General features: G+C 51.0%; 18 protein-coding genes and 3 tRNA genes. 15 read left to right on the top strand and 6 right to left on the bottom strand.

Going from position 1 to position 23,983, the window contains the following annotated elements; all coding sequences use genetic code 11:
• Positions 1-168: 168 nt before the first annotated feature.
• A complete protein-coding gene (locus PPL9_RS24520; protein WP_057465170.1) occupies positions 169-3,840 on the bottom strand; it encodes a vitamin B12-dependent ribonucleotide reductase in 3,672 nt (1,223 codons plus the stop codon).
• Between the two features lie 698 nt (positions 3,841-4,538).
• Here PPL9_RS24520 and PPL9_RS24515 point away from each other — a divergent pair.
• The gene (locus PPL9_RS24515; RefSeq protein ID WP_057465169.1) at positions 4,539-5,228 is read left to right on the top strand and encodes a response regulator; all 690 of its coding nucleotides are present in this window, start codon (positions 4,539-4,541) and stop codon (positions 5,226-5,228) included.
• A 169-nt stretch (positions 5,229-5,397) separates the two neighbouring features.
• Complete coding sequence (locus tag PPL9_RS24510; protein WP_057465168.1) at positions 5,398-5,784, top strand: NADH:ubiquinone oxidoreductase subunit NDUFA12; 387 nt, start codon at positions 5,398-5,400, stop codon at positions 5,782-5,784.
• Between the two features lie 71 nt (positions 5,785-5,855).
• On the opposite strand, the gene PPL9_RS24505 is transcribed toward PPL9_RS24510, so the two are convergent.
• Positions 5,856-6,515 (bottom strand): alpha/beta hydrolase, encoded by a 660-nt coding sequence (locus PPL9_RS24505; protein ID WP_057465167.1) that lies wholly within the window; start codon positions 6,513-6,515, stop codon positions 5,856-5,858.
• 328 nt (positions 6,516-6,843) lie between these two features.
• On the opposite strand from PPL9_RS24505, the gene PPL9_RS24500 reads away from it, so the two are divergent.
• From PPL9_RS24500 to PPL9_RS24460, 9 genes are all read left to right on the top strand, one after another.
• On the top strand, positions 6,844-8,001 hold the full coding sequence (locus PPL9_RS24500; RefSeq protein ID WP_057465166.1) for a cysteine desulfurase family protein: 1,158 nt from the start codon (positions 6,844-6,846) through the stop codon (positions 7,999-8,001).
• Positions 8,002-8,152: 151 nt separating this feature from the next.
• Positions 8,153-9,625 (top strand): Fe-S cluster assembly protein SufB, encoded by a 1,473-nt coding sequence (gene sufB, locus PPL9_RS24495; RefSeq protein WP_057465165.1) that lies wholly within the window; start codon positions 8,153-8,155, stop codon positions 9,623-9,625.
• 60 nt (positions 9,626-9,685) lie between these two features.
• Complete coding sequence (gene sufC / locus PPL9_RS24490) at positions 9,686-10,438, top strand: Fe-S cluster assembly ATPase SufC (protein ID WP_057465164.1); 753 nt, start codon at positions 9,686-9,688, stop codon at positions 10,436-10,438.
• A 15-nt stretch (positions 10,439-10,453) separates the two neighbouring features.
• The gene (sufD, locus tag PPL9_RS24485; RefSeq protein ID WP_057465163.1) at positions 10,454-11,737 is read left to right on the top strand and encodes a Fe-S cluster assembly protein SufD; all 1,284 of its coding nucleotides are present in this window, start codon (positions 10,454-10,456) and stop codon (positions 11,735-11,737) included.
• The gene (locus PPL9_RS24480; protein ID WP_057465162.1) at positions 11,734-12,981 is read left to right on the top strand and encodes a cysteine desulfurase; all 1,248 of its coding nucleotides are present in this window, start codon (positions 11,734-11,736) and stop codon (positions 12,979-12,981) included. The genes sufD and PPL9_RS24480 overlap by 4 nt, the downstream gene beginning before the upstream one ends.
• 5 nt (positions 12,982-12,986) lie before the next feature.
• Positions 12,987-13,382, top strand: coding sequence for an SUF system Fe-S cluster assembly protein (locus PPL9_RS24475; RefSeq protein ID WP_057465161.1), 396 nt, complete (start codon positions 12,987-12,989; stop codon positions 13,380-13,382).
• Positions 13,383-13,447: 65 nt separating this feature from the next.
• Positions 13,448-13,825 carry an iron-sulfur cluster assembly accessory protein gene (locus PPL9_RS24470; RefSeq protein ID WP_057465160.1) on the top strand — a complete coding sequence of 126 codons (378 nt, stop codon included), beginning with the start codon at positions 13,448-13,450 and terminating at the stop codon, positions 13,823-13,825.
• Between the two features lie 42 nt (positions 13,826-13,867).
• Entirely contained in the window at positions 13,868-14,527 is a 660-nt protein-coding gene (gene tenA, locus PPL9_RS24465; protein ID WP_057465159.1) for a thiaminase II, read from the top strand.
• Between the two features lie 115 nt (positions 14,528-14,642).
• The gene (locus PPL9_RS24460) at positions 14,643-15,053 is read left to right on the top strand and encodes a TfoX/Sxy family protein (protein WP_082597102.1); all 411 of its coding nucleotides are present in this window, start codon (positions 14,643-14,645) and stop codon (positions 15,051-15,053) included.
• A gap of 13 nt (positions 15,054-15,066) precedes the next feature.
• On the opposite strand, the gene PPL9_RS24455 is transcribed toward PPL9_RS24460, so the two are convergent.
• From PPL9_RS24455 to parE, 3 genes are all read right to left on the bottom strand, one after another.
• Complete coding sequence (locus PPL9_RS24455) at positions 15,067-16,125, bottom strand: GGDEF domain-containing protein (protein WP_057465157.1); 1,059 nt, start codon at positions 16,123-16,125, stop codon at positions 15,067-15,069.
• A gap of 110 nt (positions 16,126-16,235) precedes the next feature.
• Positions 16,236-17,669 carry a DEAD/DEAH box helicase gene (locus PPL9_RS24450; RefSeq protein ID WP_057465156.1) on the bottom strand — a complete coding sequence of 478 codons (1,434 nt, stop codon included), beginning with the start codon at positions 17,667-17,669 and terminating at the stop codon, positions 16,236-16,238.
• Positions 17,670-17,876: 207 nt separating this feature from the next.
• A complete protein-coding gene (gene parE, locus PPL9_RS24445) occupies positions 17,877-19,967 on the bottom strand; it encodes a DNA topoisomerase IV subunit B (RefSeq protein ID WP_057465155.1) in 2,091 nt (696 codons plus the stop codon).
• Positions 19,968-20,560: 593 nt separating this feature from the next.
• Here parE and PPL9_RS24440 point away from each other — a divergent pair.
• The 4 genes from PPL9_RS24440 (at position 20,561) to PPL9_RS24425 (ending at position 22,121) form a co-directional block, all read left to right on the top strand.
• Positions 20,561-21,457, top strand: coding sequence for a tetratricopeptide repeat protein (locus PPL9_RS24440; RefSeq protein ID WP_208989601.1), 897 nt, complete (start codon positions 20,561-20,563; stop codon positions 21,455-21,457).
• Between the two features lie 390 nt (positions 21,458-21,847).
• Positions 21,848-21,924: transfer RNA gene (locus tag PPL9_RS24435), tRNA-Pro, on the top strand.
• A 21-nt stretch (positions 21,925-21,945) separates the two neighbouring features.
• Positions 21,946-22,022, top strand: a tRNA-Pro gene (locus PPL9_RS24430).
• Positions 22,023-22,044: 22 nt separating this feature from the next.
• A tRNA-Pro gene (locus tag PPL9_RS24425) sits at positions 22,045-22,121 on the top strand.
• A 355-nt stretch (positions 22,122-22,476) separates the two neighbouring features.
• On the opposite strand, the gene PPL9_RS24420 is transcribed toward PPL9_RS24425, so the two are convergent.
• The gene (locus PPL9_RS24420) at positions 22,477-23,967 is read right to left on the bottom strand and encodes an inorganic phosphate transporter (RefSeq protein WP_057465154.1); all 1,491 of its coding nucleotides are present in this window, start codon (positions 23,965-23,967) and stop codon (positions 22,477-22,479) included.
• Positions 23,968-23,983 lie beyond the last annotated feature (16 nt).

The following is a 23,983-nucleotide window of genomic DNA, read 5'->3' as shown; positions in this document are numbered from 1 at the left end:
ATGCTCAAGGGCGGTTTGCAGCAGGGCCAAAGTGGATTGTACCTCTTCGCAAAGATTGTGTTTCTTCAATTCATACGTTTTCGACATCTGACCTCAATACGCGTACAAACGAAAACAGGCCCCAAAGCAGAGCTTTGGGGCCTGTTTTTATAAGCTTTTAATGAGTAATCAGCTGCAGCCGCTGGTGGAGCCGCAGGTGTCGCATTTTAGGCAGGTGCCGTTGCGGACCATGGTGAAGTTGCCGCATTCTGCGCAGCTTTCACCCTCATACCCCTTCATGCGGGCCTGAGCGACCTGACTGGCGACAGATGGCTGTGCAGCTGCTGGTGTTGCAGTACCAACGCTTGCTGTTGCCGTCGCTTCACCACCGCGCTGGAAGGCTGTTGCAATCGCATCAGACTGAGCTGTGATCGCACCGGCCAGCTGAACAGCTGGATCGCCACCTGGGACCAGACGGAACTTTTCGGTCTGACCGCGAACAAGGCCGTGAGAAACAATCGCAGGGCTGCTCTCTTCATCCTGTCCTTCAGCTGAAGAACGGGAGGTAGACGTCGTGCTGTCCAATGCTTCCGGTGGCACGTGTGCCAGATCGTTACGACCGAGATAGGACACGGCCAGCTCACGGAAGATGTAGTCAAGAATGGATGTCGCATTCTTGATTGCGTCATTGCCCATCACCATGCCAGCAGGCTCAAATCGGGTGAACGTGAACGCGTCAACATATTCCTCAAGCGGAACGCCGTATTGCAGACCAAGAGAGATCGCAATCGCGAAGTTGTTCATCAATGAGCGGAAGGCAGCGCCTTCTTTATGCATGTCGATGAAAATTTCGCCGATACGGCCATCCTGATATTCACCGGTTGTCAGATACACTTTGTGGCCGCCAACGGAAGCTTTCTGAGTGTAACCTTTGCGGCGGTTTGGCAGCTTTTCACGATTGCGAACAGTACGCTCGATGATCCGTTCAACAACACGCTCTGCAACAGCTTCAGCGCGAGCTGCCTGTGGCTGGGCAAGGATGTCATCAACTGTGTCTTCTGCATCATCGTCTTCATCTTCCAGCAGCTGAGCGTTCAGCGGCTGAGACAGCTTGGAGCCATCACGATAAAGAGCGTTTGCTTTCAGACCCAGCTTCCAGGAGAGCATGTAAGCTTCTTTACAGTCCTCAACACTGGCCGTGTTTGCCATGTTGATGGTCTTGGAAATCGCACCGGAGATAAACGGCTGCGCAGCGGCCATCATCTTGATGTGACTGTCAACGGACAGGAAGCGCTCACCAATGCGGCCACAAGGGTTCGCACAGTCAAATACCGGGTAATGCTCTTCTTTCAGGTGCGGAGCACCTTCCAGGGTCATTGCACCACACACATGGGTGTTAGCAGCTTCAATCTCTGCCTTGCTGAAGCCCATGTGGCTCAGAAGATCAAAGTCCATGTCTTCCAGCTGCTCTGCAGAAACGCCAAGCTTACTGGTCAGCAGTTCATCACCAAGGGTCCAGCGGTTGAAGACGAACTTGATGTCGAACGCAGACCCAAGTGCTCCAGCCAGTTTCTCAAGCGCAGCATCATCAAAGCCTTTGGCCTTCAGGCTGGCACTGTTGATCGCAGGAGACTGAGAGATAGACCCATGACCAACCGCATAAGCTTCGATCTCGGCGATTTCAGCTTCTGAGTAACCAAGCGTACGCAGCGCTTCTGGAACAGCACGGTTGATGATCTTGAAGTAACCGCCACCTGCGAGCTTCTTGAACTTCACCAGCGCAAAGTCAGGCTCAATACCGGTCGTGTCACAATCCATAACCAGACCAATGGTGCCGGTTGGTGCGATCACAGTGGTCTGCGCGTTGCGGTAACCGTGTGCCTCTCCAAGCTCCAGAGCTTTGTCCCATGCAAGACGAGCACGCTCAACAAGCTCAGCCTGTGGGCAGTTGGAAGCATCCAGAGGAACGGGCAGTGTGCTGAGGTTCTCATAACCCTTGCTCTCGCTGTGAGCGGCACGGCGATGGTTGCGGATCACGCGCAGCATGTCCTTGGCGTTTTCCTCATAGCGAGGGAAAGAGCCAAGCTCACCAGCCATCTCAGCAGAAGTCGCGTAACAAACACCGGTCATGATTGCGGTGATCGCACCACAAAGCGCACGGCCTTCGTCACTGTCATAAGCAATACCGGAGATCATCAGCAGGCCGCCAATGTTGGCATAGCCCAGACCAGTCGTACGGTACTCGTAAGACAGCTTTGCAATCTGCTTGGATGGGAACTGCGCCATCATGACGGAGATCTCAAGCACTATCTGCCAGAGGCGGGTTGCATGCTCAAACTTGTCAAAGTCGAACTGCTGGTCTTCCTTGCGGAATTGCAGCAGGTTTAAAGAGGCCAGGTTACACGCGGTGTCATCCAGGAACATGTACTCAGAACATGGGTTGGATGCGCGGATCTCGCCGCCCTGCGGGCAGGTGTGCCATTCATTGATGGTGGTGTGGTACTGCAGGCCCGGATCAGCAGACGCCCAGGCCGCGTAACCAATCTGTTCCCAAAGCTCAGCTGCTTTGATGGTCTTCTGGGTGCCACCGTCAATACGGCCAATCAGATCCCAGTCTCCATCTGCAGCGACAGCTTTCAGGAAGCCGTCAGTTACACGAACAGAGTTGTTGGAGTTCTGACCGGAAACAGTCAGATAAGCTTCAGAATCCCAGTCAGTGTTGTAGATCGGGAATTCAATGGTCTTGTAGCCCTGACGTGCAAACTGAACCACACGCTGAATGTAGTTATCAGGAACCATTGCTTTCTTGGCAGCGCGCATTTCGCGCTTCAGGGCAGGGTTCTTTTTAGGATCAAAGCAATCGTCGCCGCTGCCTTCGCAGTTGACGCAAGCTTTCATCACAGCCTGAAGATGCTTCTGACACACTTTGGAACCGGTTACGATGGCCGCAACCTTCTGTTCTTCATGCACCTTCCAGGTCACGAATTCTTCGATATCCGGATGGTCGATATCAACCACAACCATCTTAGCTGCACGGCGTGTTGTGCCGCCGGACTTGATTGCACCAGCTGCACGGTCACCAATCTTCAGGAAGCTCATGAGGCCAGAGGACTTACCACCGCCTGCCAGACGCTCACCGCTTGCACGCAGCGAGGAGAAGTTGGTGCCGGTGCCGGAACCGTATTTGAACAGGCGTGCTTCACGAACCCAAAGGTCCATGATGCCGTTTTCATTCACCAGATCATCGTCAACAGACTGAATGAAGCAAGCGTGCGGCTGCGGATGCTCATAAGCAGTCGCAGAGCGGGTCAGCTCGCCAGTTTCAAAGTCTACGTAATGATGACCCTGGCTTGGGCCATCAATGCCATACGCCCAATGCAGGCCGGTGTTGAACCACTGTGGGGAGTTCGGAGCAACCTTCTGGGTCGCGAGCATGTACCGCAGCTCGTCATAAAACGCCTGCGCATCAGCTTCGCTGTCGAAGTATCCACCTTTCCAGCCCCAGTACGTCCATGTACCTGCCAGACGATCAAACACCTGACGGCTGTCGATCTCGGACCCAAAGCGCTTGTCTTTCGCCATCTTGGAAAGGGCTTTGTCGTCTGGAGCTTTGCGCCACAGCCAGGATGGAACGGTGTTTTCTTCTACCGCTTTCAGCTTGGCCGGAACGCCAGCTTTGCGGAAGTATTTCTGTGCCAGAATATCAGAGGCAACCTGAGAGAATTGCTTAGGAACCTGAATGTTCTCCAAGCGAAACACAACGGAACCGTCTGGGTTACGGATCTCGCTCGTTGCGTTGCAAAACTCAATATCTGCGTAGGGGGATTGTCCTTCCGCAGTATATCGCCGCTCAATTCTCATGTTTAGCCCCTTATCGCACCCGGTGACGGTCACCGCGGTGCATCTCGGTTTTAAGAGTGCCGATAGCTAAGATTTTAACCAAAAGTCCGCCGCCGGTTTTGATTAATCCGCTATCTGGCATTTATCCTAGTAAACGCAGGTAAAGTGGCACGCAATTCGATGCTATCACAATATCTAGTGTGCCAATAATATATTAACACAATATTTAGGCTGTAATTGGCAAAAAAAAGCGACCGCTGGAAGTGAATGTTAATCCAACTCCTAGCACTCGAAGCTACTTTAATGTGGTGAACTCCCGGCCGAGGCCGCACTATCCTGAACACGTCTTGATTTCGACCTCAAATTAGATTGAATCGGAAAGCATCGTCAAGCGCGATCTGTCCACTGGTTGTGTGCATAAGAGGGATCGGAACACCAAATATTGTAATCTGTGTGGATTGTGGGGAGGCTCTGGTGTGTTCCAAATCGGGCACAGGCAGCAGAACCCCGCCATTTCCGCAAAGCCAAGCGAAAATGCAAATTCAAGCTCATTTTTTCTGGGGGATATTTTTAGGAAAAATTATTCAGTGGATCAGAAAATTTCACGGGTAAAAAAGTCTGTGTACCCCACGCAATTTTACGCAGTAGTTGTAGGGAGAGATCATATATAGTTTCTCAATTACCTCCGGTATCTGGTTAGGTTAAATTAGCGAGCAGATATGCATCACACCTCCTTCGGCAAGGACATTTCTCAGTTAGATGTGGTTCTTGTGGAACAGTCAAAACCCACCCAAGCAATTCTAAGGGGTATCTTAGGCACCCTGAAGCTTGGGCGCGTGCGTGTCTATGACAGTCCCAAAGATGCATTACCAATGCTCATCTCGGACCCACCAGATCTGGTGTTATCCGGTTGGGAGATGAAACCCGTCAGCGGTTTCCAGCTCTTAAAGCTTATGCGTTCAGGCCGAATCCCCGAGCTCATCAATGTTCCGCTCGTCTTTATTACGGCCTATGGCACCCGTGCTTTGGTGACGCGCGCCTTGGAAGCAGGGGCCCATCATCTGCTGGTCACGCCGATTTCATCCTCTGTTTTGAAGAAATCGCTAGAATCAATCAGCAAGGATCGCCGTCAGTTTGTCCGCAACAACGACGGTGGTTTCATTATTGATGGAACGGCAAAGCGGCTGGAACAGAATCAGGCCAAGTTCGCAGCGCTCAACAAAGCGCGCGAATACCAGAAGGACGAGAACGCACCATCACCCGAATCTGAAATCGCACCAAGACCACGCAGATCGACGAAAAGAGATGAGAACGAGCCTCTCTCACTCAAGGATCTGGAAGTTGGAAACGTTTCACCAGCAGACAAGTTCAGTCAAAACCCGTACTTATCGCGCCGTACCAAGAAGTAACGTGCAAAATAGTCATCGGAATTGTGAAAATAATAACTGACCCTAGGATATTTAAAGCGACTTCCGGTGAATAGTTGAAACTACGGTACTCTAAGACTGGACAGGCACCCAAACACTCGTCATATTCCGGGAAAATTTACAAAGCCACCGATCTGGAAAGGCCAGACACATGAAACACCTTCTGCTTACGTTCTTCACATGGTGGAACAGTGACACGTGGGGCACTCGCTTCTTCACATGGAGAAAGGGTGAGTTCGTCGGGACCGATGACTTTGGTAACAAGTATTATAAAGAGCGCGGCGGCAAGCGTCGTTGGGTGATTTATAAAAACCTTGCTGAAGCCTCCCAGATCCCTGCCGGTTGGCACGGTTGGATGCATTACCGCACAGACACTCCACCAACAGAGAGTGGTTATGTCGCGCGTGAGTGGGAAATCGCTCACTCTCCAAACCTGACAGGCACACCAAATGCATATCGTCCAAAAGGATCTATCCTGACCCCGGAAAAACGTCCGGAAGTGACTGGAGACTACCACGCCTGGACACCTGGCGAATAAGCCAGACACGAGTTACGAAAAAAGCCCGGTCAATCGACCGGGCTTTTTTAATGCGTAAAGCATCGCTGGTTTTAACCAGCGTCTTCTCCGATCAGGCCGAGACGGCGATCGAGATAGCCGGCACAGTTCCCAATCAGACCATCTACATGGTTTTCAAAGAAGTGGTTTGCACCTGGCATTTCCTGATGGTCGATAATGATACCCTTTTGGGTTTTCAACTTATCAACCAGCGCCTGAACGTCCTTTTGAGGAACAACCTTGTCCTGCTCACCATGAATGATCAGGCCAGAAGACGGGCAGGGTGCCAGGAAGGAGAAGTCATGCAAGTTGGCTGGTGGGGCGATAGAGATAAAGCCCTCAACTTCAGGACGACGCATCAAGAGCTGCATGCCAATCCATGCACCAAATGAGAAGCCCGCAATCCAGCATGCACGTGCATCCGGATGGATGGTTTGTACCCAGTCCAACGCCGCAGCAGCATCTGAAAGCTCACCTTGACCATGGTCGAACTGACCCTGGGAACGACCCACGCCGCGGAAGTTGAAACGCAAAACTGCGAAGCCGCGTTTCGCAAACATGTAATAGGTCTGATAGATAATCTGGTTGTTCATCGTGCCGCCAAACTGCGGGTGCAAATGAAGAACCAGTGCAATCGGAGCATTACGTTTTTTTGCTGGATGGAAACGGCCTTCTAGCCGCCCTGCAGGGCCATTGAAGATCACCTCAGGCATATACTGCAAAATCCTCTTGTTTTAGTCGGCAGCAACTGTCTGCCGGCTTTTTGGTATACCGGATCATTGTCGATTAAACTTGACTGCGAGACGCAAGTTTATTAGAACCAGTTTAGAATTATTCTACGATGAACCTCAAGGGCTACACTGAAAATCGGCCTCTATTGGAGAAAGGTATATCCAACTCGGCGCATGCACGTTATAGACCTCAACGAACTCAAAGGGAACTCTTTACCCCTTATCGTAAGCACCGTGGAAAATATCAAGGTTTCCATTTCCATAGAGACCCAATTAGGGCACTAAAGAACCCCATTTTCTGTGTTAAACTATGACAATAAACCGCGAACTGACATATTTAGACTATAACGCCAGCGCTCCACTGAGGGAAGAATCTCTTTTAGCTCTTCAGGAAGCCTACAAAGCAGCTGGCAATGCGTCCTCTATTCACAGCAGCGGTCGGCGCGCCCGATCCATCATCGAAGATGCAAGGCACAAAATTGCAGATCTGGTAGATGGCAACCCGGCGAATATCATTTTTACGAGTGGAGCGTCAGAGGCAAACGTCACAGCATTATCGCCCACTTGGCTAAAAAATGGCGAGCCCTATATTCTGACCCAGGTTTTTGTGAGCGCAATCGAACACCCATCCATTATAGCTGGTGGTCGGTTTGCAGCCCAAAACGTTCAAAGCATTCCCGTTGATGAAGACGGGCGCGTGGTGGTGAGTGAACTGCGCAGACTGCTTGAGAAGCTGGGAGAAGATGAAACCGCATTGGTATCTGTTATGGCTGCCAATAGTGAGACCGGTGTTTTGCAACCCCTGCAGGAAATCGGCGTTCTCACAGAAGATTTAGGTCATCTCTACCATGTGGATGCAGTCCAGATGGCAGGGAAAGAACCACTTTCAATGGCCATGATTGGCTGCAACTCCATGTCGATCTCCTCCCATAAAATCGGAGGTCCGCAAGGGGTTGGTGCTCTTATCCTCGGGAAAGGCGATTTTCGCCCCATTCCACTGCTGACGGGTGGCGGACAAGAATCGTGGAGAAGAGCCGGAACAGAGAATACGGCAGGTATTGCAGGATTTGCGGTTGCGGCAGCGCAATCAACTAATCCTGATGAACATGCTAGGATTTCGCGCCTGCGAGACCATATGGAAGAGAGACTGAATGAACTCTCTTCTGATGCGATTATCTTCGGTAAAGATGTCGCGCGTCTTGGCAACACGACGTGTTTTGCAGTTGAAGGGATTTCAGCTGAAACCGCACTGATCAACTTTGACTTGTTTGGTGTCGCTGTTTCATCTGGGTCTGCTTGTTCATCCGGCAAAGTAGGCGCATCCCATGTGCTTCTTGCAATGGGAGTATCGGAATCATTGGCGCGTGGCGCAATCCGGGTCAGTCTCGGTTGGGCGACAACCCATGAAGATGTTGAGCGTTTTTTAGGCACTTGGACGAAAATTTATAAACGAATGAAGCCCACATAGAAGGGGTGAACGCCGTATATAAAAATAAACGAGGACAAACCCTCGTATAAATAAGGATGCACTGTGTTGCGACAGAGCATCTGTTAAGTAAGGGCAAACGGGTCCAATAATCGTACCCAATGCGGCTTTGAACCGCGTATGGAGACAAAGCATGGCGGCAGTCCAGGAAACAATTGATCAGGTCAAAGCAATTGATGTTGATCAGTATAAATATGGCTTCGTAACCGATATCGAAAGTGAGCTTGCTCCCAAAGGGCTCAATGAAGATATCGTTGCATACATTTCGGCTAAAAAAGACGAACCGGAATGGATGCTCAATTGGCGCTTGGAAGCGTTCCGTCGTTGGAAGACGATGGAAGAGCCAACATGGGCGCGAGTTGATTACCCGAAGATCGACTTCGAAGACCTTCATTATTATGCAGCACCTAAAAAACGTGAGGGACCCAAGTCTCTTGACGAGGTGGATCCAGAGATTCTGGAAACCTACAAGAAGCTGGGCATTCCATTGTCCGAGCAGGAAATCTTGGCAGGTGTTGCACCAGAAAACCGCGTCGCAGTTGATGCTGTTTTCGATAGTGTTTCAGTAGCAACAACCTTTAAGGAAGAACTGGCCAAGGCAGGCGTTATTTTCTGCCCGATCTCCGAAGCAATTCGTGAGCATCCAGAGCTGGTTCAAAAGTACCTTGGGTCTGTTGTTCCGGTCTCCGACAACTTCTACGCAACATTGAACTCAGCTGTGTTCTCTGATGGGTCGTTTGTGTACATTCCACCAGGCGTGCGTTGCCCAATGGAACTGTCCACCTACTTCCGTATCAACGAGCCGAACACAGGCCAGTTTGAGCGTACGCTGATCATCGCAGATAAAGGCTCTTATGTGTCTTATCTGGAAGGGTGTACTGCCCCTCAGCGCGATGAAAACCAGCTGCACGCTGCTGTGGTTGAGCTTGTTGCTCTGGAAGATGCACAGATCAAGTATTCTACCGTTCAGAATTGGTACCCAGGCGACTCTGAGGGCAAAGGCGGTATCTACAACTTCGTGACCAAGCGTGGCGACTGCCGCGAAAAGAACTCCAAAATCTCTTGGACACAGGTTGAAACCGGTTCTGCCATCACTTGGAAATACCCAAGCTGCATTCTGCGCGGAGATAACTCACAAGGTGAGTTCTACTCCATTGCGATCTCTAATGGTCACCAGCAGATCGACAGCGGCACCAAGATGATCCATCTGGGCAAAAATACTGCCAGCCGGATTATCTCCAAAGGTATCTCCGCAGGTGTCTCTCAAAACACCTATCGCGGGCAGGTTTCCGCGCATCGCAAGGCATCTAACGCACGTAACTTCACCCAGTGTGACTCGCTTCTCATTGGCGATAAGTGCGGTGCCCACACCGTCCCTTACATCGAAAGCAAGAACTCCTCAGCGGTGTTCGAGCACGAGGCAACAACCTCCAAGATCTCCGACGATCAGATGTTCTACTGTCAGGCCCGTGGCCTTGATGAGGAAGAAGCTGTCGCATTGATCGTGAATGGTTTTGTCCGGGACGTAATCCAGCAACTGCCGATGGAATTCGCAGTTGAGGCACAAAAACTGATTTCGATCAGCCTTGAAGGAAGTGTGGGCTAAAACGCGGATCACCGCGTTTGCCTCGTACCTGTTGAAGAATTGAAAAGACGAGAACGATAGATGCTTGAGATCAAAAACCTGCACGCCGAAGTTGATGGCAACAAAATCCTTCGCGGCATTGACCTGACCGTTCGCCCGGGCGAAGTCCACGCAATCATGGGACCAAACGGGTCTGGTAAGTCCACCCTGTCATATGTACTGGCAGGTAAAGACGATTACGAGATCACCGAGGGCTCCATCTCCTACAACGGCGTTGACTGGGCTGAGCTTGGCGCCGATGAGCGCGCAGCTGCCGGCATGTTCCTTGCGTTCCAGTACCCGATCGAAATTCCGGGTGTTGCAACCATGACCTTCCTGAAGACTGCGTTGAATGCACAGCGCAAAGCACGCGGTGAAGATGAAATCTCCACCCCTGACTTCATGAAGCTCGTACGTGAGAAGTCCAAAGAGCTGAAAGTGACGCCAGACATGCTCAAGCGTCCACTCAACGTTGGTTTCTCCGGCGGTGAAAAGAAGCGCGCTGAGATTCTGCAGATGTCTCTGCTGGAACCAACCCTGTGCGTTTTGGATGAAACAGATTCAGGTCTGGACATCGATGCACTGCGCGTTGTTTCTGAAGGCGTCAATCAGCTTCGCTCCCCTGAGCGCTCCATGATCGTGATCACGCACTACCAGCGTTTGCTGGACCACATTGTACCAGACGTCGTGCACGTTCTGTCCAAAGGTAAGATCGTGAAAACCGGTGGTAAAGAGCTTGCTCTTGAACTGGAGAAAAACGGTTACGCTGATTACGTCGGCGAAGAAGCTGCTTGAGCTGGAGGGTAACCGATGAATGCTCCGGCAAATATCAAAGAGACAAAAGCAGAGCAGAGCCTGAACGCTCAGTTCGACGCAATTTTCGCGCAAACAACGCAGGAAAACGCAAATCAACGCAAACAGGCGTGGGATGCTTTCAAAGCGAAAGGTATCCCACATCGCCGCGTTGAAGAGTGGCACTACACAGACCTGCGCACCAAAATGAACGATGCATTTGCATTGGCTTCAAAAACCGCACCTAAAGCTGATGCTTTGAAGGGTGCTGGTGATCTGAAGACCTACTGCATTGCCATCGTCAATGGTCGCTACGCGCCAGAACTGTCGTCAGATCAGGATGTTGCAGGCTTGAGCATCGCTCAGACCAGCGGCTTCCTGGCAGCACAGCTCGGCACCGACGATGCCATGGCGCACCTCAATCAGGCTCTGGTTCAGGGCGGCATCAGCATCAAGATCGATGCAAATGCAAAGATTGAGCTGCCGATTGAAATCGTTCGTTACACCGACGGTTCCCAGGTCAGCTCCTATGCAGGCACCACGGTTGAGATCGGTTCGGGCGCAAAGGCGCTCATTATCGAGAGCTTTGAAGGCGATGCCGACGCTGCTTACCAATCCAACGCCCTCACAGAGGTCAAGGTTGGCGATAAAGCAGATGTGCACTGGCTGAAGCTGCAGGTGGAAAGCGCAAAAGCGCAGCATATCGAAACGCTTAGCATTGAGCTGGGTGCGGAAACTAATTTCCAGCACTTCATCTACAATGAAGGCGCATCGCTGTCTCGTGCCCAACTCTTCCTTGAGTTCAAGGGCGAGGGCACCCATGCCGGCCTGCGCGGAACATCTCTGCTCAAAGACAACCAACATGCTGATATCACACTGTTTGTGAAGCATGCCGTTCCAGGATGTGAAAGCCGCGAATACTACCGCTCTGTCGTCGACGACAAAGCCCGCGCAGTTTTCCAGGGCAAGATCATTGTGGAACAAGCTGCTCAGAAGACTGATGGTCAGATGATGATCAAAACGCTTCTGCTGAGCGATACCGCTGAAATCAATGCCAAACCTGAGCTGGAAATCTTTGCAGATGACGTTCAGTGCGCCCACGGTTCCACTACCGGCGACATTGACGAAGACCTGCTGTTCTACCTTATGGCACGCGGTATTCCAGAAGCTCAGGCACGCAAAATCCTCGTTCTCGCATTCCTTTCAGAAGCTATTGAGGAATTTGAAGAGGAACAGTGTGTAGAATTGCTGGAAGCAATGACACGCAGTTGGCTTCATGCCGATGATATGGTGAGCGAATGACCAAGGTCGACAACACGGCTTTCACAGCTCCATACGATGTTGAGAAGGTTCGGAAAGATTTTCCGATCCTTTCAACACAGGTCTATGGCAAGCCGTTGGTCTACCTGGATAATGGTGCGTCAGCCCAAAAGCCGACAGCGGTGATTGATGCTATCACCAAAGCCTACACCCAGGAATATGCCAATGTGCACCGTGGCTTACACTATCTGTCGAACACAGCCACCGAAAACTTTGAGGCGGCACGCGAAACCGTGCGCCGCTTCCTGAATGCCCCAAGCGTTGACGAAATTATTTTCACAAAATCAACGACTGAAGCAATCAACCTTGTGTCCTACGGTTTGGAAGGTGACATCCAGGAAGGCGATGAAATCATCATCTCCATCATGGAGCACCATTCCAACATCGTGCCTTGGAACTTCCTTCGGGAACGCAAAGGCGCTGTCATCAAATGGGCACCCATTGCAGAAGATGGTACGTTTCTGCTGGATGAGTTTGAAAAACTCCTGACAGATCGCACCAAAATCGTCGCGATGACCCATATGTCCAACGTCACCGGAACTGTGGTTCCAGTGAAAGAAGTCACGCGCCTTGCGCACGAACGTGGTGCAAAAGTCCTGATTGACGGCTCGCAAAGTGCAGTGCACATGCCTGTCGACGTTCAGGATATTGGCTGTGACTTCTATGCGATCACCGGGCATAAGCTCTACGGTCCAAGCGGCATCGGCGTGCTCTACGGCAAGAAAGAGATTCTCAACAAGATGCGCCCATTCCAGGGCGGTGGTGAGATGATCAAGGACGTGACCGAGTGTCTCGTCACCTATGCTGAAGCTCCGCATCGTTTTGAGGCTGGTACCCCACCAATCGTTCAGGCTATTGGATTAGGGGCCGCCCTTGACTATATGGAGAGTCTGGGGCGCGAAAACATCGCATTGCATGAAGCGTCCCTACGTGATTATGCAGAGCAGCGCTTAAAGGAAGTCAATTCCCTGAAGATCTTTGGCAACGCCAAGGATAAGGGATCGATCTTCTCCTTTGAGATTGAAGGGGTTCACGCCCACGATATCTCGATGGTGATTGACAGAGCGGGCGTTGCAGTTCGGGCCGGTACGCATTGCGCGCAACCTTTGCTGGCGCGTTACGGCGTGACCAGTACATGCCGTGCAAGTTTTGGCCTGTACAACACCCATGATGAAGTCGATCGCCTGGTAGAAGCCTTGCGTAAAGCGCAGATGATGTTTGGTTAGGACCTATGACAGACAACACACAAACAAGCGAGTTCTCTGACGGACCTTTGACAACTCCGGAAATCAACCAGAGCTCCGCAATTCCTGCGGAAGAGCTGGAGCGTTTGACCGGCGATATCATTGCTGCGATGAAAACCGTATTCGATCCGGAAATTCCGGTCGATATCTACGAGCTTGGCTTGATCTACAAGGTTGATATCGAGGACGACCGCGCGATCAAAATCGACATGACTTTGACCGCTCCAGGCTGCCCGGTTGCTGGCGAAATGCCAATTTGGGTAGAAAACGCAGTAAGCTCTGTACCAGGCGTTGGCACCGTGCAAGTGGATATGACCTTTGATCCTCCATGGGATCCAAGCCGCATGTCTGACGAAGCTCGCGTTGCATTGAACTTCTTCTAAGGTTCGAATAGCGCTTACAATGTATGGCACCTCGACTGTGTTGAGGTGCCCATGGAGGGTGCAAAATGGCCTCAGGATTTCAGGTACTATCGCTGACGGACGAAGCAGCTGATTACATTCGTACTTTGCTTGAAGCAAGTGATGCCGATCCACTCGGTTTGCGTGTCGCCATAAAAACAGGTGGCTGTGCGGGCATGGAGTACGAACTGGATCTGGTAACAGAAGCAAAGTCCGGCGATGATGTTGTTGAAGATAAAGGCGTAAAAGTCTTTGTTGATCCAGCTGCTACGCTTTATCTGCTTGGAACGGAAATGGGTTTTGAAACGACAAAATTCCGCTCTGGTTTTACGTTCAAAAATCCAAATGAAGTCTCTGCATGCGGTTGCGGTGAATCCGTAGAGCTGCTGCCAGCTGATCTTTCAAAGTTTGCTCAGAAAAACTAGTAGCGCTCAAGTCTGAGCAGCTACGGCAATAGGTGGGATGCCGTGTCTCTTTTTAATTCATTGAAAAACGATAATCTCGAGACGTGGCATTCCTACACCAAACATGAATTTGTCCAGGGCCTTGGCGATGGAACTCTGCCAATTGCAGCGTTTAAGAAGTACCTCGTCCAAGACTATCTCTTCCTGATTGAGTTCGCACGCGCCTATGCGCTTGGCATGTACAAGTCCACTGACCTTGCTCAGATGCGAAAATGTCTTTCCTCCGCAAAGGGCATTCTTGAAGTAGAGATGAGCCTTCACATCCGCCTTTGCGAAAGTTGGGGGCTGTCTGAAAACGAGATTGTCGCAACTCCGGAAGAGCCAGCAAATCTTGCATACACCCGGTATGTTCTCGACACCGCAATGAAGGGCGATATGCTCGACTTGAAAGTCGCACTCGCACCTTGCGCTATTGGTTACGGTGAAATCGGTGCCGAGCTGGCAAAGCAAGATGGGGCAATAGATCCAAGCAATCCATATGCAGAATGGATCAAAGAATACTCTAGTGATGAGTATCAGGAACTCGCCGCTGATGCGGTGAAGGAAATCGATGATCTCGGCGCGCGCTATGCGACTGAGGCACGCTACGCCAAATTGTCTAGAATATTTAGAGAGGCCACTAGACTTGAGGCCAATTTCTGGCAGATGGGCCTCGAGCTATAATCATTCAAAAGAACACATCACATTTCTGTGAGTGGATGAAACGGGCAATAATCTTGTCGATCTTCGACTGAATATTGCAAGCTTTCAATGTATTTATATCTTTTGGTGATTGCTTATGTCTTTATCCTCATTCTTTCTATCTGATAAACGCCCGGTATTCCTGAAGAATATCCGTTGCCGCCCCATGTTTGGCGGACACGGATATTACATAAATGGCAAAATGTTTGCCCTCGTTCGTGAAAAGTCACTCTATCTCAAAGCGGGATCCAATAACGTGGCCGACTTTTTGCTGACTGGCCAGCTGCCTTACATTCATCAGTGTTTTGGAGAATATTTCCCGACGAACTTCTATTCGGTTCCGCTGAATATTGTCGAGGATGAAGTCCAGCTGACACGATGGATTGCAAAGGCAATACGCCAACTTGCTCAAGCCAAGGAGAGTGCGAAAGCCTCTTCGGCCTTGGATAGCCGACAAAAAAAGACGGCAATCATACGATCTGCCGTCTCGAATACGTTTCTATTTTAAAAATTAGCGCTGCTTAAGCAACCTGTGTCACGCTGGGGATCTTCTTCTCTTCCTCAGCTTTCACGAGGTTGCGGCCAGCTTTCTTGGCAGCATAAAGCGCAAGGTCCGCACGAGACACCATGCTTTCTGCACTGTCGCCAGGCCGGAAAGTTGAAATGCCAATAGAGATCGTTATGCGACCAAGGTTCTCACCGGTAGAACGCTTCACGAGTTCTTTCGCCACAACGTTCTTACGGACCTTCTCCGCAATCACCTTTGCATCTTCAATGGTGGTTCTTGGCAGAATGATGCCAAACTCTTCACCACCATAACGACACGCAATATCGTTGTTCTTGACATTCTGCTTCACCGCCAGCGCCACAAGTCGAAGAACCTGGTCGCCGGTCTGGTGTCCGTAGTTGTCATTAAACTGCTTGAAGTGATCGATATCTGAAATCAACAAGGAGAGGGGAGCATGGCTCTCTTCTGTCTCCTTAACCGCACGCACAAGACTCTGATCGAAATGCTTGCGGTTGTTCAGTGTGGTCAGTTCATCGGTGAGCGATTCATAACGGATCGCCTCCAATCCTTCCTGCAAGACGCCGATCTGACGGCGAGAATCAACCAGCTGTTCGCGAAGCTCTTGATTGCTTTCAGCGGTTTCAGTGGTCAGTTTTGCAAGATGAATGACAAGTTGGGAAAGTTGAGAACGATCACTGACGTTCTCAAGAGCGCTCAATGTACGGGCCAGCTCTTCACCGTATTCGGTGGTTTTTAGTGTTCCCTTATCAAGCGCAGAAATTAATTCCCGAACTTCCTCGGAGATCTTGTCGCCAACTTCGTCAATGCGCTCACCCAAACGGTTCGGCGACAAAAAGCGGTTATAGATCTTCTGAGTCTCTTCAGGAGAAATTTTGCCATCACGGGCAAGAATCTTATTGATGGTCCGGTTCAGGGCACGGTTAAACCCGGAAGCGTAAGAATACCACAGCTCATAGTTGCGTGGAAACGCTGGAAGCTTATTCGTCTTGATGTAATCGAGCGCACTGTCTGCATAAACAATCGTACGCTTGAACTCGTCTTCTTGACTCATGATTGCATCACCGCGTCACGGAAAGGGCTACCCCATAATTAATAAGCTAATTTAACATTAGCTTATTTAATGGGATATACCTAACCAGTGGTTAACCTCAGGAAAATGGGCTATCGGCTTTGAACTTTGGAACGAGTTTCCCGCAGCAGGAAGGCCGGAACATGGCTTGCATTACGGAAAATCGCATCATCTTTAGGTTGATTAGCGCGGCGACCGCCTCTTGGACGAGGTGGAGCAGCACGACGCTCAGCGTGCATTGGAACCACAGGTTGCTCTTCAAGGCCAGCTGGTACAGATTCGGTTTCCTGTACAGCTGCTTCCTGAACTTCAGCCTTAGGCTTGCGTGAGCGGCTTTTTTCTTTTGGAGTGCGGGTAGAACGGCGGCGAGACTTTTTGTCATCGGCAGGCTTGGAGAAATCAACCGGCTCTCCGACCCACTCGAGCTCTTTACCAATCACGTCGTTAATCGCTTGCAATGCTTTCTGGTCCTTGCCCGTCACAATAGAAATCGCAGTGCCTTCACGGCCTGCACGCCCGGTACGTCCAATACGGTGGACGTAATCTTCTGCATGAATAGGAAGATCAAAGTTAAAGACGTGGCTCACGGTTGGAATGTCAAGACCACGTGCAGCAACATCACTGGCCACCAGAACCTTGATGTGACCCTTTTTAAAGTTGTCCAGCATGGTCATGCGAGAGCGCTGATCCATGTCCCCGTGAAGCGCACCAACAGAAAACTCATGACGCACAAGCGAACGGAAGAGGGTAGCTACATCGCGTTTGCGGTTACAGAACACGATCGCATTTTGCAGATCTTCAGCACCTTCGATCAGCTCGCGCAATTTCGCGCGCTTCTCGTAGTCTTCCGCATCAGCCGCCGCAATGCGCTGCGTTACAGTATCCGCTGTTGTAGAAGCTTTCGCCACTTCCACCTTTGCTGGGTTCTGCAAGAACGTGTCAGTCAAACGCTGAATCTCAGTCGGCATAGTTGCTGAGAAGAACAGAGTCTGACGCGTGAACGGGATAAGTTTACAGATGCGCTCGATGTCTGGAATGAAGCCCATGTCCAGCATGCGGTCGGCTTCATCGATCACGAGGATATCAACGCCCTGCAGCAGCAGCTTACCGCGCTCGAAATGATCAAGCAGGCGGCCAGGTGTTGCGATCAGAACATCAGCACCACGCTCAAGCTTGCGGTCCTGCTCAGCAAAGGAAACACCGCCGATCAGCAGTGCGACGTTCAGCTTGTGATTGACGCCATATCGATTGAAGTTGTCTTCTACCTGCGCTGCAAGCTCACGGGTCGGCTCAAGAATAAGAGTTCTTGGCATCCGGGCGCGCGCACGGCCTTTTTCCAGAAGAGTAATCATCGGCAGCGTAAAGCTTGCCGTTTTCCCGGTTCCAGTTTGAGCAATCCCGAGGACATCTCTACGTTCGAGAACGTAAGGGATGGCGCCTGCCTGAATGGCAGTCGGTTCTGTATAGCCAGAGGCTTCTACAGCGGCGAGAACTTTCTCACTAAGTCCGAGAGTGGAAAACGACATATTTCATGTTCTTTACGATAATTGAGGAGAGAAGCTGGAAGCCGTATGAGTTACAGGTTTCTCCAACCAGTTTGGCGGAACACTACATTTCTAAGCAGCGTTGTCAATAAATTCTGCGGTATAACCGATATATTCCTTCAAGTTATGCCAAGGTTGCCGAGTTATAACCTACGCAAAACTCAGCAACTATTCAGAATTAAGGGTCTTTTAAATATCCAGATCAGTCGCGAACTCTGCTCGCTCCTGAATAAAGTTGAAGCGTGCCTCAGGTTTATTGCCCATCAGCTGCTCAACCGCATTGCGGGTTTCACTCACTTCATCCTCGCCAACAACCACTTTAAGCAGCGTCCGGCGTTTCGGATCCATGGTGGTTTCCTTCAGCTGAGCTGGCAACATCTCACCAAGGCCCTTAAAGCGGCCAATTTCGATCTTGCCATTCTTCTTGAAGCTGGTTTTCAAAAGCTGCTCACGGTGCTCGTCATCCCGGGCATAAAGCGTCTTACCACCCTGACTGATCCGGTACAGCGGAGGAACAGCAAGGTAGAGGTGACCGTTATTGACCAGATCCGGCATCTCTTTATAGAAGAATGTGATGAGAAGGGCTGCGATATGCGCCCCATCAACGTCCGCATCAGTCATGATGACAATGCGCTCATAGCGCAGATCTTTGTCATCGTAGTTAGATCGCGTCCCACACCCAAGGGCTTGAATGAGATCAGACAGCAGCTGGTTTGCGACCAGCTTGTCCCGGCCAGCGTTCGCAACGTTCAGGATCTTACCACGCAATGGCAGAACAGCCTGTGTTGCACGATTACGAGCCTGTTTCGCTGAACCACCCGCGGAATCACCCTCCACGATAAACAGTTCAGTGCCATCAGATTTGCTTGTTGAGCAATCTGCGAGCTTGCCGGGCAGACGAAGGCGACGAACTGCAGTTTTACGCGCGACGTCCTTCTCCTGGCGACGCTTCAAACGTTCTTCAGCACGATCAACCACCCACTCAAGCAGTTTGTTTGCCTGATTAGGAGAAGCGGTCAGCCAGTGGTCAAACGCATCACGCACTGCGTTCTCAGCAATTCGGGTTGCTTCGTTGGTGGCCAGCTTGTCTTTTGTCTGACCAACAAACTCAGGCTCGCGCACGAACACAGAAAGCATACCAGCTGCTGACGTTAAAACGTCATCACCGGTAATAATGGAAGCCTTCTTGTTGCCAATCAGCTCGCCATAGGCCTTCAGACCGCGGAGCAGGGCATAGCGCAGGCCCGTTTCATGCGTCCCACCTTCAGGTGTTGGAACAGTGTTACAGTAAGAGTTGACAAACCCGTCGCCAGCAAACCAGGCAACAGCCCATTCAACTGAGCCGTGCTTACCCGTCGCCTGTGTGCGACCTGCAAAAACTTCGTCAGTAACGCGGCGCTCTTTACCAAGAGCCTCTTCCAGATAATCCTTCAGGCCGCCAGGGAAATGGAAAGTCGCAGTCTCAGGCACTCCATTGGCTTCATCGGCAAGAGCCTTGGCACAGCGCCAACGAATCTCCACACCGCCAAACAGGTAAGCCTTGGAACGCGCCATCTTCATCAAACGGGCGGGTTTGAACTTGAGTGTCTTGCCGAATATTTCCGCATCCGGCTTAAACCGCACCATGGTGCCACGGCGGTTGTGAACATCCCCAACCAGCTCAAGGCCGCCATCAGCAAGGCCACGACGGAATGTCTGGCGATACAGCTTGCGGTTACGCGCAACCTCAACAACCAGCTCTTCGGAGAGCGCGTTGACAACGGAAATCCCCACACCATGAAGACCACCAGAGGTCTCATAGACTTTACTGTCAAACTTACCGCCGGCATGCAGGGTCGTCATAATGACTTCCAGCGCGGACTTGTCTTTATATTTAGGATGCGGATCAATCGGGATACCGCGGCCATTATCAGTAATGGTCAGATAGCCATCATCGCCCAGGGAGACATCAATCCAGCTGGCGTGGCCTGCAACGGCCTCATCCATTGAGTTGTCAATCACTTCAGCGAACAGGTGGTGCAGCGCCTTTTCATCCGTGCCGCCAATATACATTCCCGGGCGGCGACGCACAGGCTCCAGGCCTTCAAGCACTTCAATGTCAGCTGCGGTGTAATCACCCTCAGCGCCGACAGAAGCGGCCCTGCCTGCGGATGATGGCTTTGCAGGTGAGGTCGGTGCGCTTGCGGCTGGTGCTTGTTTCTTCTCAGTGCTGCCAGAAGAGGATGTCAGCTCATCCATGCTTTTGGTAACATCTGCAAACAGATCATCAGGCGTGCTCATCGTACCTCTTTGGTCTTGCGCTTAAATAGTCTCGAATCAAACGGCAGTCTTGCAGGACTGAGAGAAAAGGGCAAAGATCTGCCGGAGTTCTACTCTTGTTCCTTGTGGGTAAGCGCCAGACATACGCCTTTTCGCTTACCTGAATGTGCCGAACCCCACCAAAAGCGGGCATCTGATGCCATATGCGCCATTCGCGGCGAAAATACAAATGGCATTTGTGATTGCCCCAAGGCCTGTGACCAAAACTTTACACCGGACATACACACGGCAGTTACGTCATCTGCTGCAGATTGTTGCGAGCATGCAACAGCATTTTGCGCTGACCCGAATGGTGGAAACTGACACTGGTTCATGAATGGCAAATTGGATAGTTTGCCTTGTCCATGTTTGAGAGATGGTCGAACTGTGTAGGATTTTTGTCAATCAGATAGAAAGCTAGGCATTTGTAAGATCATTTGTGACAATTTGAAGGTATGTCACCTTTGGAAACAAAATTGACATTTTTTCCTTTCATAGCCTGATCACGCAACGACGGTATGAAAAGATAAGAAGTCAGAACCACTGACAAGTAGGCAGTGGTCAAGTGAGGCACTTTGATAAAAGCTCTGTTTAAAGATGAAATGGGAACGCACCACAATGCGTTGACGCGTCTTGTAACAAGCTTGAGCTGCGCTTCGGTTCTTATCCTTCTCGCACTCAACAGTGCACATGCTCTGGATACCAACAAAAGCGCAAGTGCAATGGCTGCCGTCAATCAGATGGCAAATGTCACACCTCAGCAAGCCTTGAGGGAAGGGGCCCGCGCTTACTACTCCGGTGAAAAAGACAAGGCGCTCTCTCCACTTCGCTATGCTGCTGAAAACGGACAGGCTATGGCAGCCTGGAAGCTCGGCAGAATGTACGCGCAAGGAGACGGCGTGCCAGAAGATGATCTTCAGGCGTTCCAGTATTTTTCCCAGGTCGTGCGCGAATACTCTTCCGATGGCCCCAAAGCACGCTCAGCCCCATTTGTCGCAAGCGCACTTGTCGAACTGGGTCGCTACTTCCTGACAGGTATTGGCGATAGCCCGGTTAAACAGAACACGCACAAAGCACGTGAGGTGTTCACCTACGCTGCCTCCTACTTTGGCGATGCGGATGCGCAGTACAATCTCGGCATTATGTATCTCAACGATAAGCTGCCAGATCATGACCGCCGTCTTGCTGCTCGTTGGCTGAAACTTGCCGCTGTAAAAGGCCACGTCGGAGCCCAGGCCAAGTTTGGTGAATTACTGTACTTCACAGAAGAACTGACAACCGCACGCATGACCGGCCTGAAATGGATGACCTTGGCGCGCCGGCAAGTGGTTGGCGGCGATAATGAAGCCTGGATTGTCTCTCTCCACGAGAAGGCATTTTCCCTGGCCTCTGAAAAAGAGCGCCGCAAGTCTGCTGAATGGGCAGATGCATGGCTGGTTAAGCGTGGCCACGTGATTGCTTCAAGCAACTAATCCACTCCCTTCTGATTTTCTTTTAAAATATGACTTGACCACTCATGTTATTTCTGCGATTTAAAACATGAGTTCAATATTCAAGTTTTGTTATTGACCTCTGTTTGGCGATTGTAGACCCCGATTGCGGGTCTCTGGAATGTACTTGGGGTGAGTCTTTTAGGCTCACCCTCTTTTTTTGCCCGCACGCAGCAGAAAAGTTAAAATTTTCACAGTCTTCACGCACATTGTTTAAGCCTCTGAAATTTCAGTCTTTTCAACAGCAGGATGCAGTTTTTGAAATTTTCTCGCATGATTTGGGAAAAACTATAAAACACGCTTGCCAAGCTTTAAAACTCTGCCTATATACCTGCCTCAACAAGACGCCGCAGGGCGTCACGTTGATGAGATCGGAGCATAGCGCAGCCTGGTAGCGCATCTGGTTTGGGACCAGAGGGTCGCAGGTTCGAATCCTGCTGCTCCGACCATTCATCAACACGAAGATAGATCGGAGCATAGCGCAGCCTGGTAGCGCATCTGGTTTGGGACCAGAGGGTCGCAGGTTCGAATCCTGCTGCTCCGACCATCTATCGACCCGAAGATTAGTTCGGAGCATAGCGCAGCCTGGTAGCGCATCTGGTTTGGGACCAGAGGGTCGCAGGTTCGAATCCTGCTGCTCCGACCATCTTCCCTTCTTCTTCCCCTAAATTTCATAATTTAAGTAGTCAGCATCGCTGCCTTTTATGCTTTTGTGCCCTCAAATCTGCACAAAGTAGCGCTCCATTTGCATCTACTGTCGCACGTCTCATTCAGCAGCACCGCTCTTTGATTAAAACGAGCAAGGAAGGTTGCTGACAGCGCTCCTCATTCAGTCTCGACATAGGGCCACCCTAAGTGCAAGCTAGCGCTCTACGACCCCTTTAAAATGCTCTACTGAGAAGCTGCAATCCTCACCATAAAACTACAGCCAATGCGCACATAGAAAAAGCCCGAAGGCGAGGGCCTCCGGGCTTCTTAAATCGTACAACTGTGAAACCTGCTTAGAACACGAAGAGATCCAGCACGTAGAACAGAGCGGCTGACAGGATTGCGGCCAACGGAACCGTAATCACCCAAGCCGCAATGATGGTCATGAAGTGCGAGCGACGCACCAGCATGCGGCGCTTTTCGTCTTCTTTCACAGTGTTTTGCTTATAGCTTTCCATGCCGGTGCTTTCTTTCACGAAAGCAATACGACGCTTGGACTTCATTGTGTACCACTCACGGAAGAAGCCAACGCCGAAGATTGCGCCAACGGCAATGTGAGTAGAGCTCACCGGTAGTCCCAGCCAGCTCGCGAAGATCACTGTGATCGCAGCAGAAAGGGAGACGCAGTAAGCACGCATCGGGTTCAGCTTGGTAATCTTCTCGCCGACCATACGGATCAGCTTAGGACCAAACAGCATCAGACCGAAAGAAATACCAAACGCACCGATCAGCATAACCCAGAGAGGAATTGTCACAGCTTTCGCAATGCCACCTTCCTGAACGGTGTGCACGATCGCAGCAAGAGGACCAATCGCATTCGCAACATCGTTCGCACCGTGGGCGAAGGAAAGAAGCGCTGCGGAGAAAATCAAAGGCCAGCGGAACAGGATACGCAGGGACTGGTTCCGGTTTTCCATACCTTCAGACTGCTTGCGGATTAACGGACGACAAATAGCCAGTGCAGCAACAAAGGCAATTGCGCCAAGCAGCAGAGCGACCTCAATGTCGATCTTTACGATCTTCTTCAGGCCCTTCATTGCCAGATAAGTAGCAAACGCAGCGGCCATAATCGCGATCAACAGCGGCACCCAGCGACGGGCAGCAGCAATCTTGTCTTGTTGGTAGATAATAAAGGATTTGATGAAGGCCAGGAACAGGGCCGCAATAATACCGCCAAGAACCGGGGAGATGACCCAGCTTGCTGCAATGCCCGACATGGTCCCCCAGCTGACAGAGCCAAAGCCAGCAGCAGCAATACCGCCACCCATCACGCCACCAACGATAGAGTGGGTGGTGGAGACAGGAGCGCCGATCCATGTTGCAAGGTTCAGCCAGACAGCCGCAGAGATCAGCGCCGCGAGCATCAGCTTCACAAAGTCTGTGTAATCTGTCACTTGCGTTGCATCGATAATGCCCTTGGAGACCGTCTTCACGACGTCACCACCGGCAATCAAAGCGCCAGCGCTCTCAAAAATGGCAGCAAGCAGCAAGGCGCCGCCAATGGTAAGAGCCTTTGAGCCAACGGATGGGCCCACATTGTTTGCTACATCATTTGCACCGATATTGATCGCCAGATAGGAACCAATACCTGCAGCAGCAACAATAATAATAGCGTTTGGATGGTCAGAGACATAAAAACCAGCCATCGCCATAGCGAACATTAGAAAAACAAATGCGACCGCAGGAGCAACCAATGGACGTGCCATTGCGTTGCCGGCCAGTTCTAGCCTGGAAAACTTATCTAAGTCTTTGTCTAGAGTAGGCTTTTTTCTAAGGTTAGACATGCTGTATACTTTTTTC

The organism is Pseudovibrio sp. POLY-S9 (genome assembly GCF_001431305.1).
Taxonomy (GTDB): Bacteria; Pseudomonadota; Alphaproteobacteria; order Rhizobiales; family Stappiaceae; genus Pseudovibrio.
Note: the sequence above shows the minus strand (reverse complement) of the source record. Positions and strands in the feature narration are given on the sequence as shown.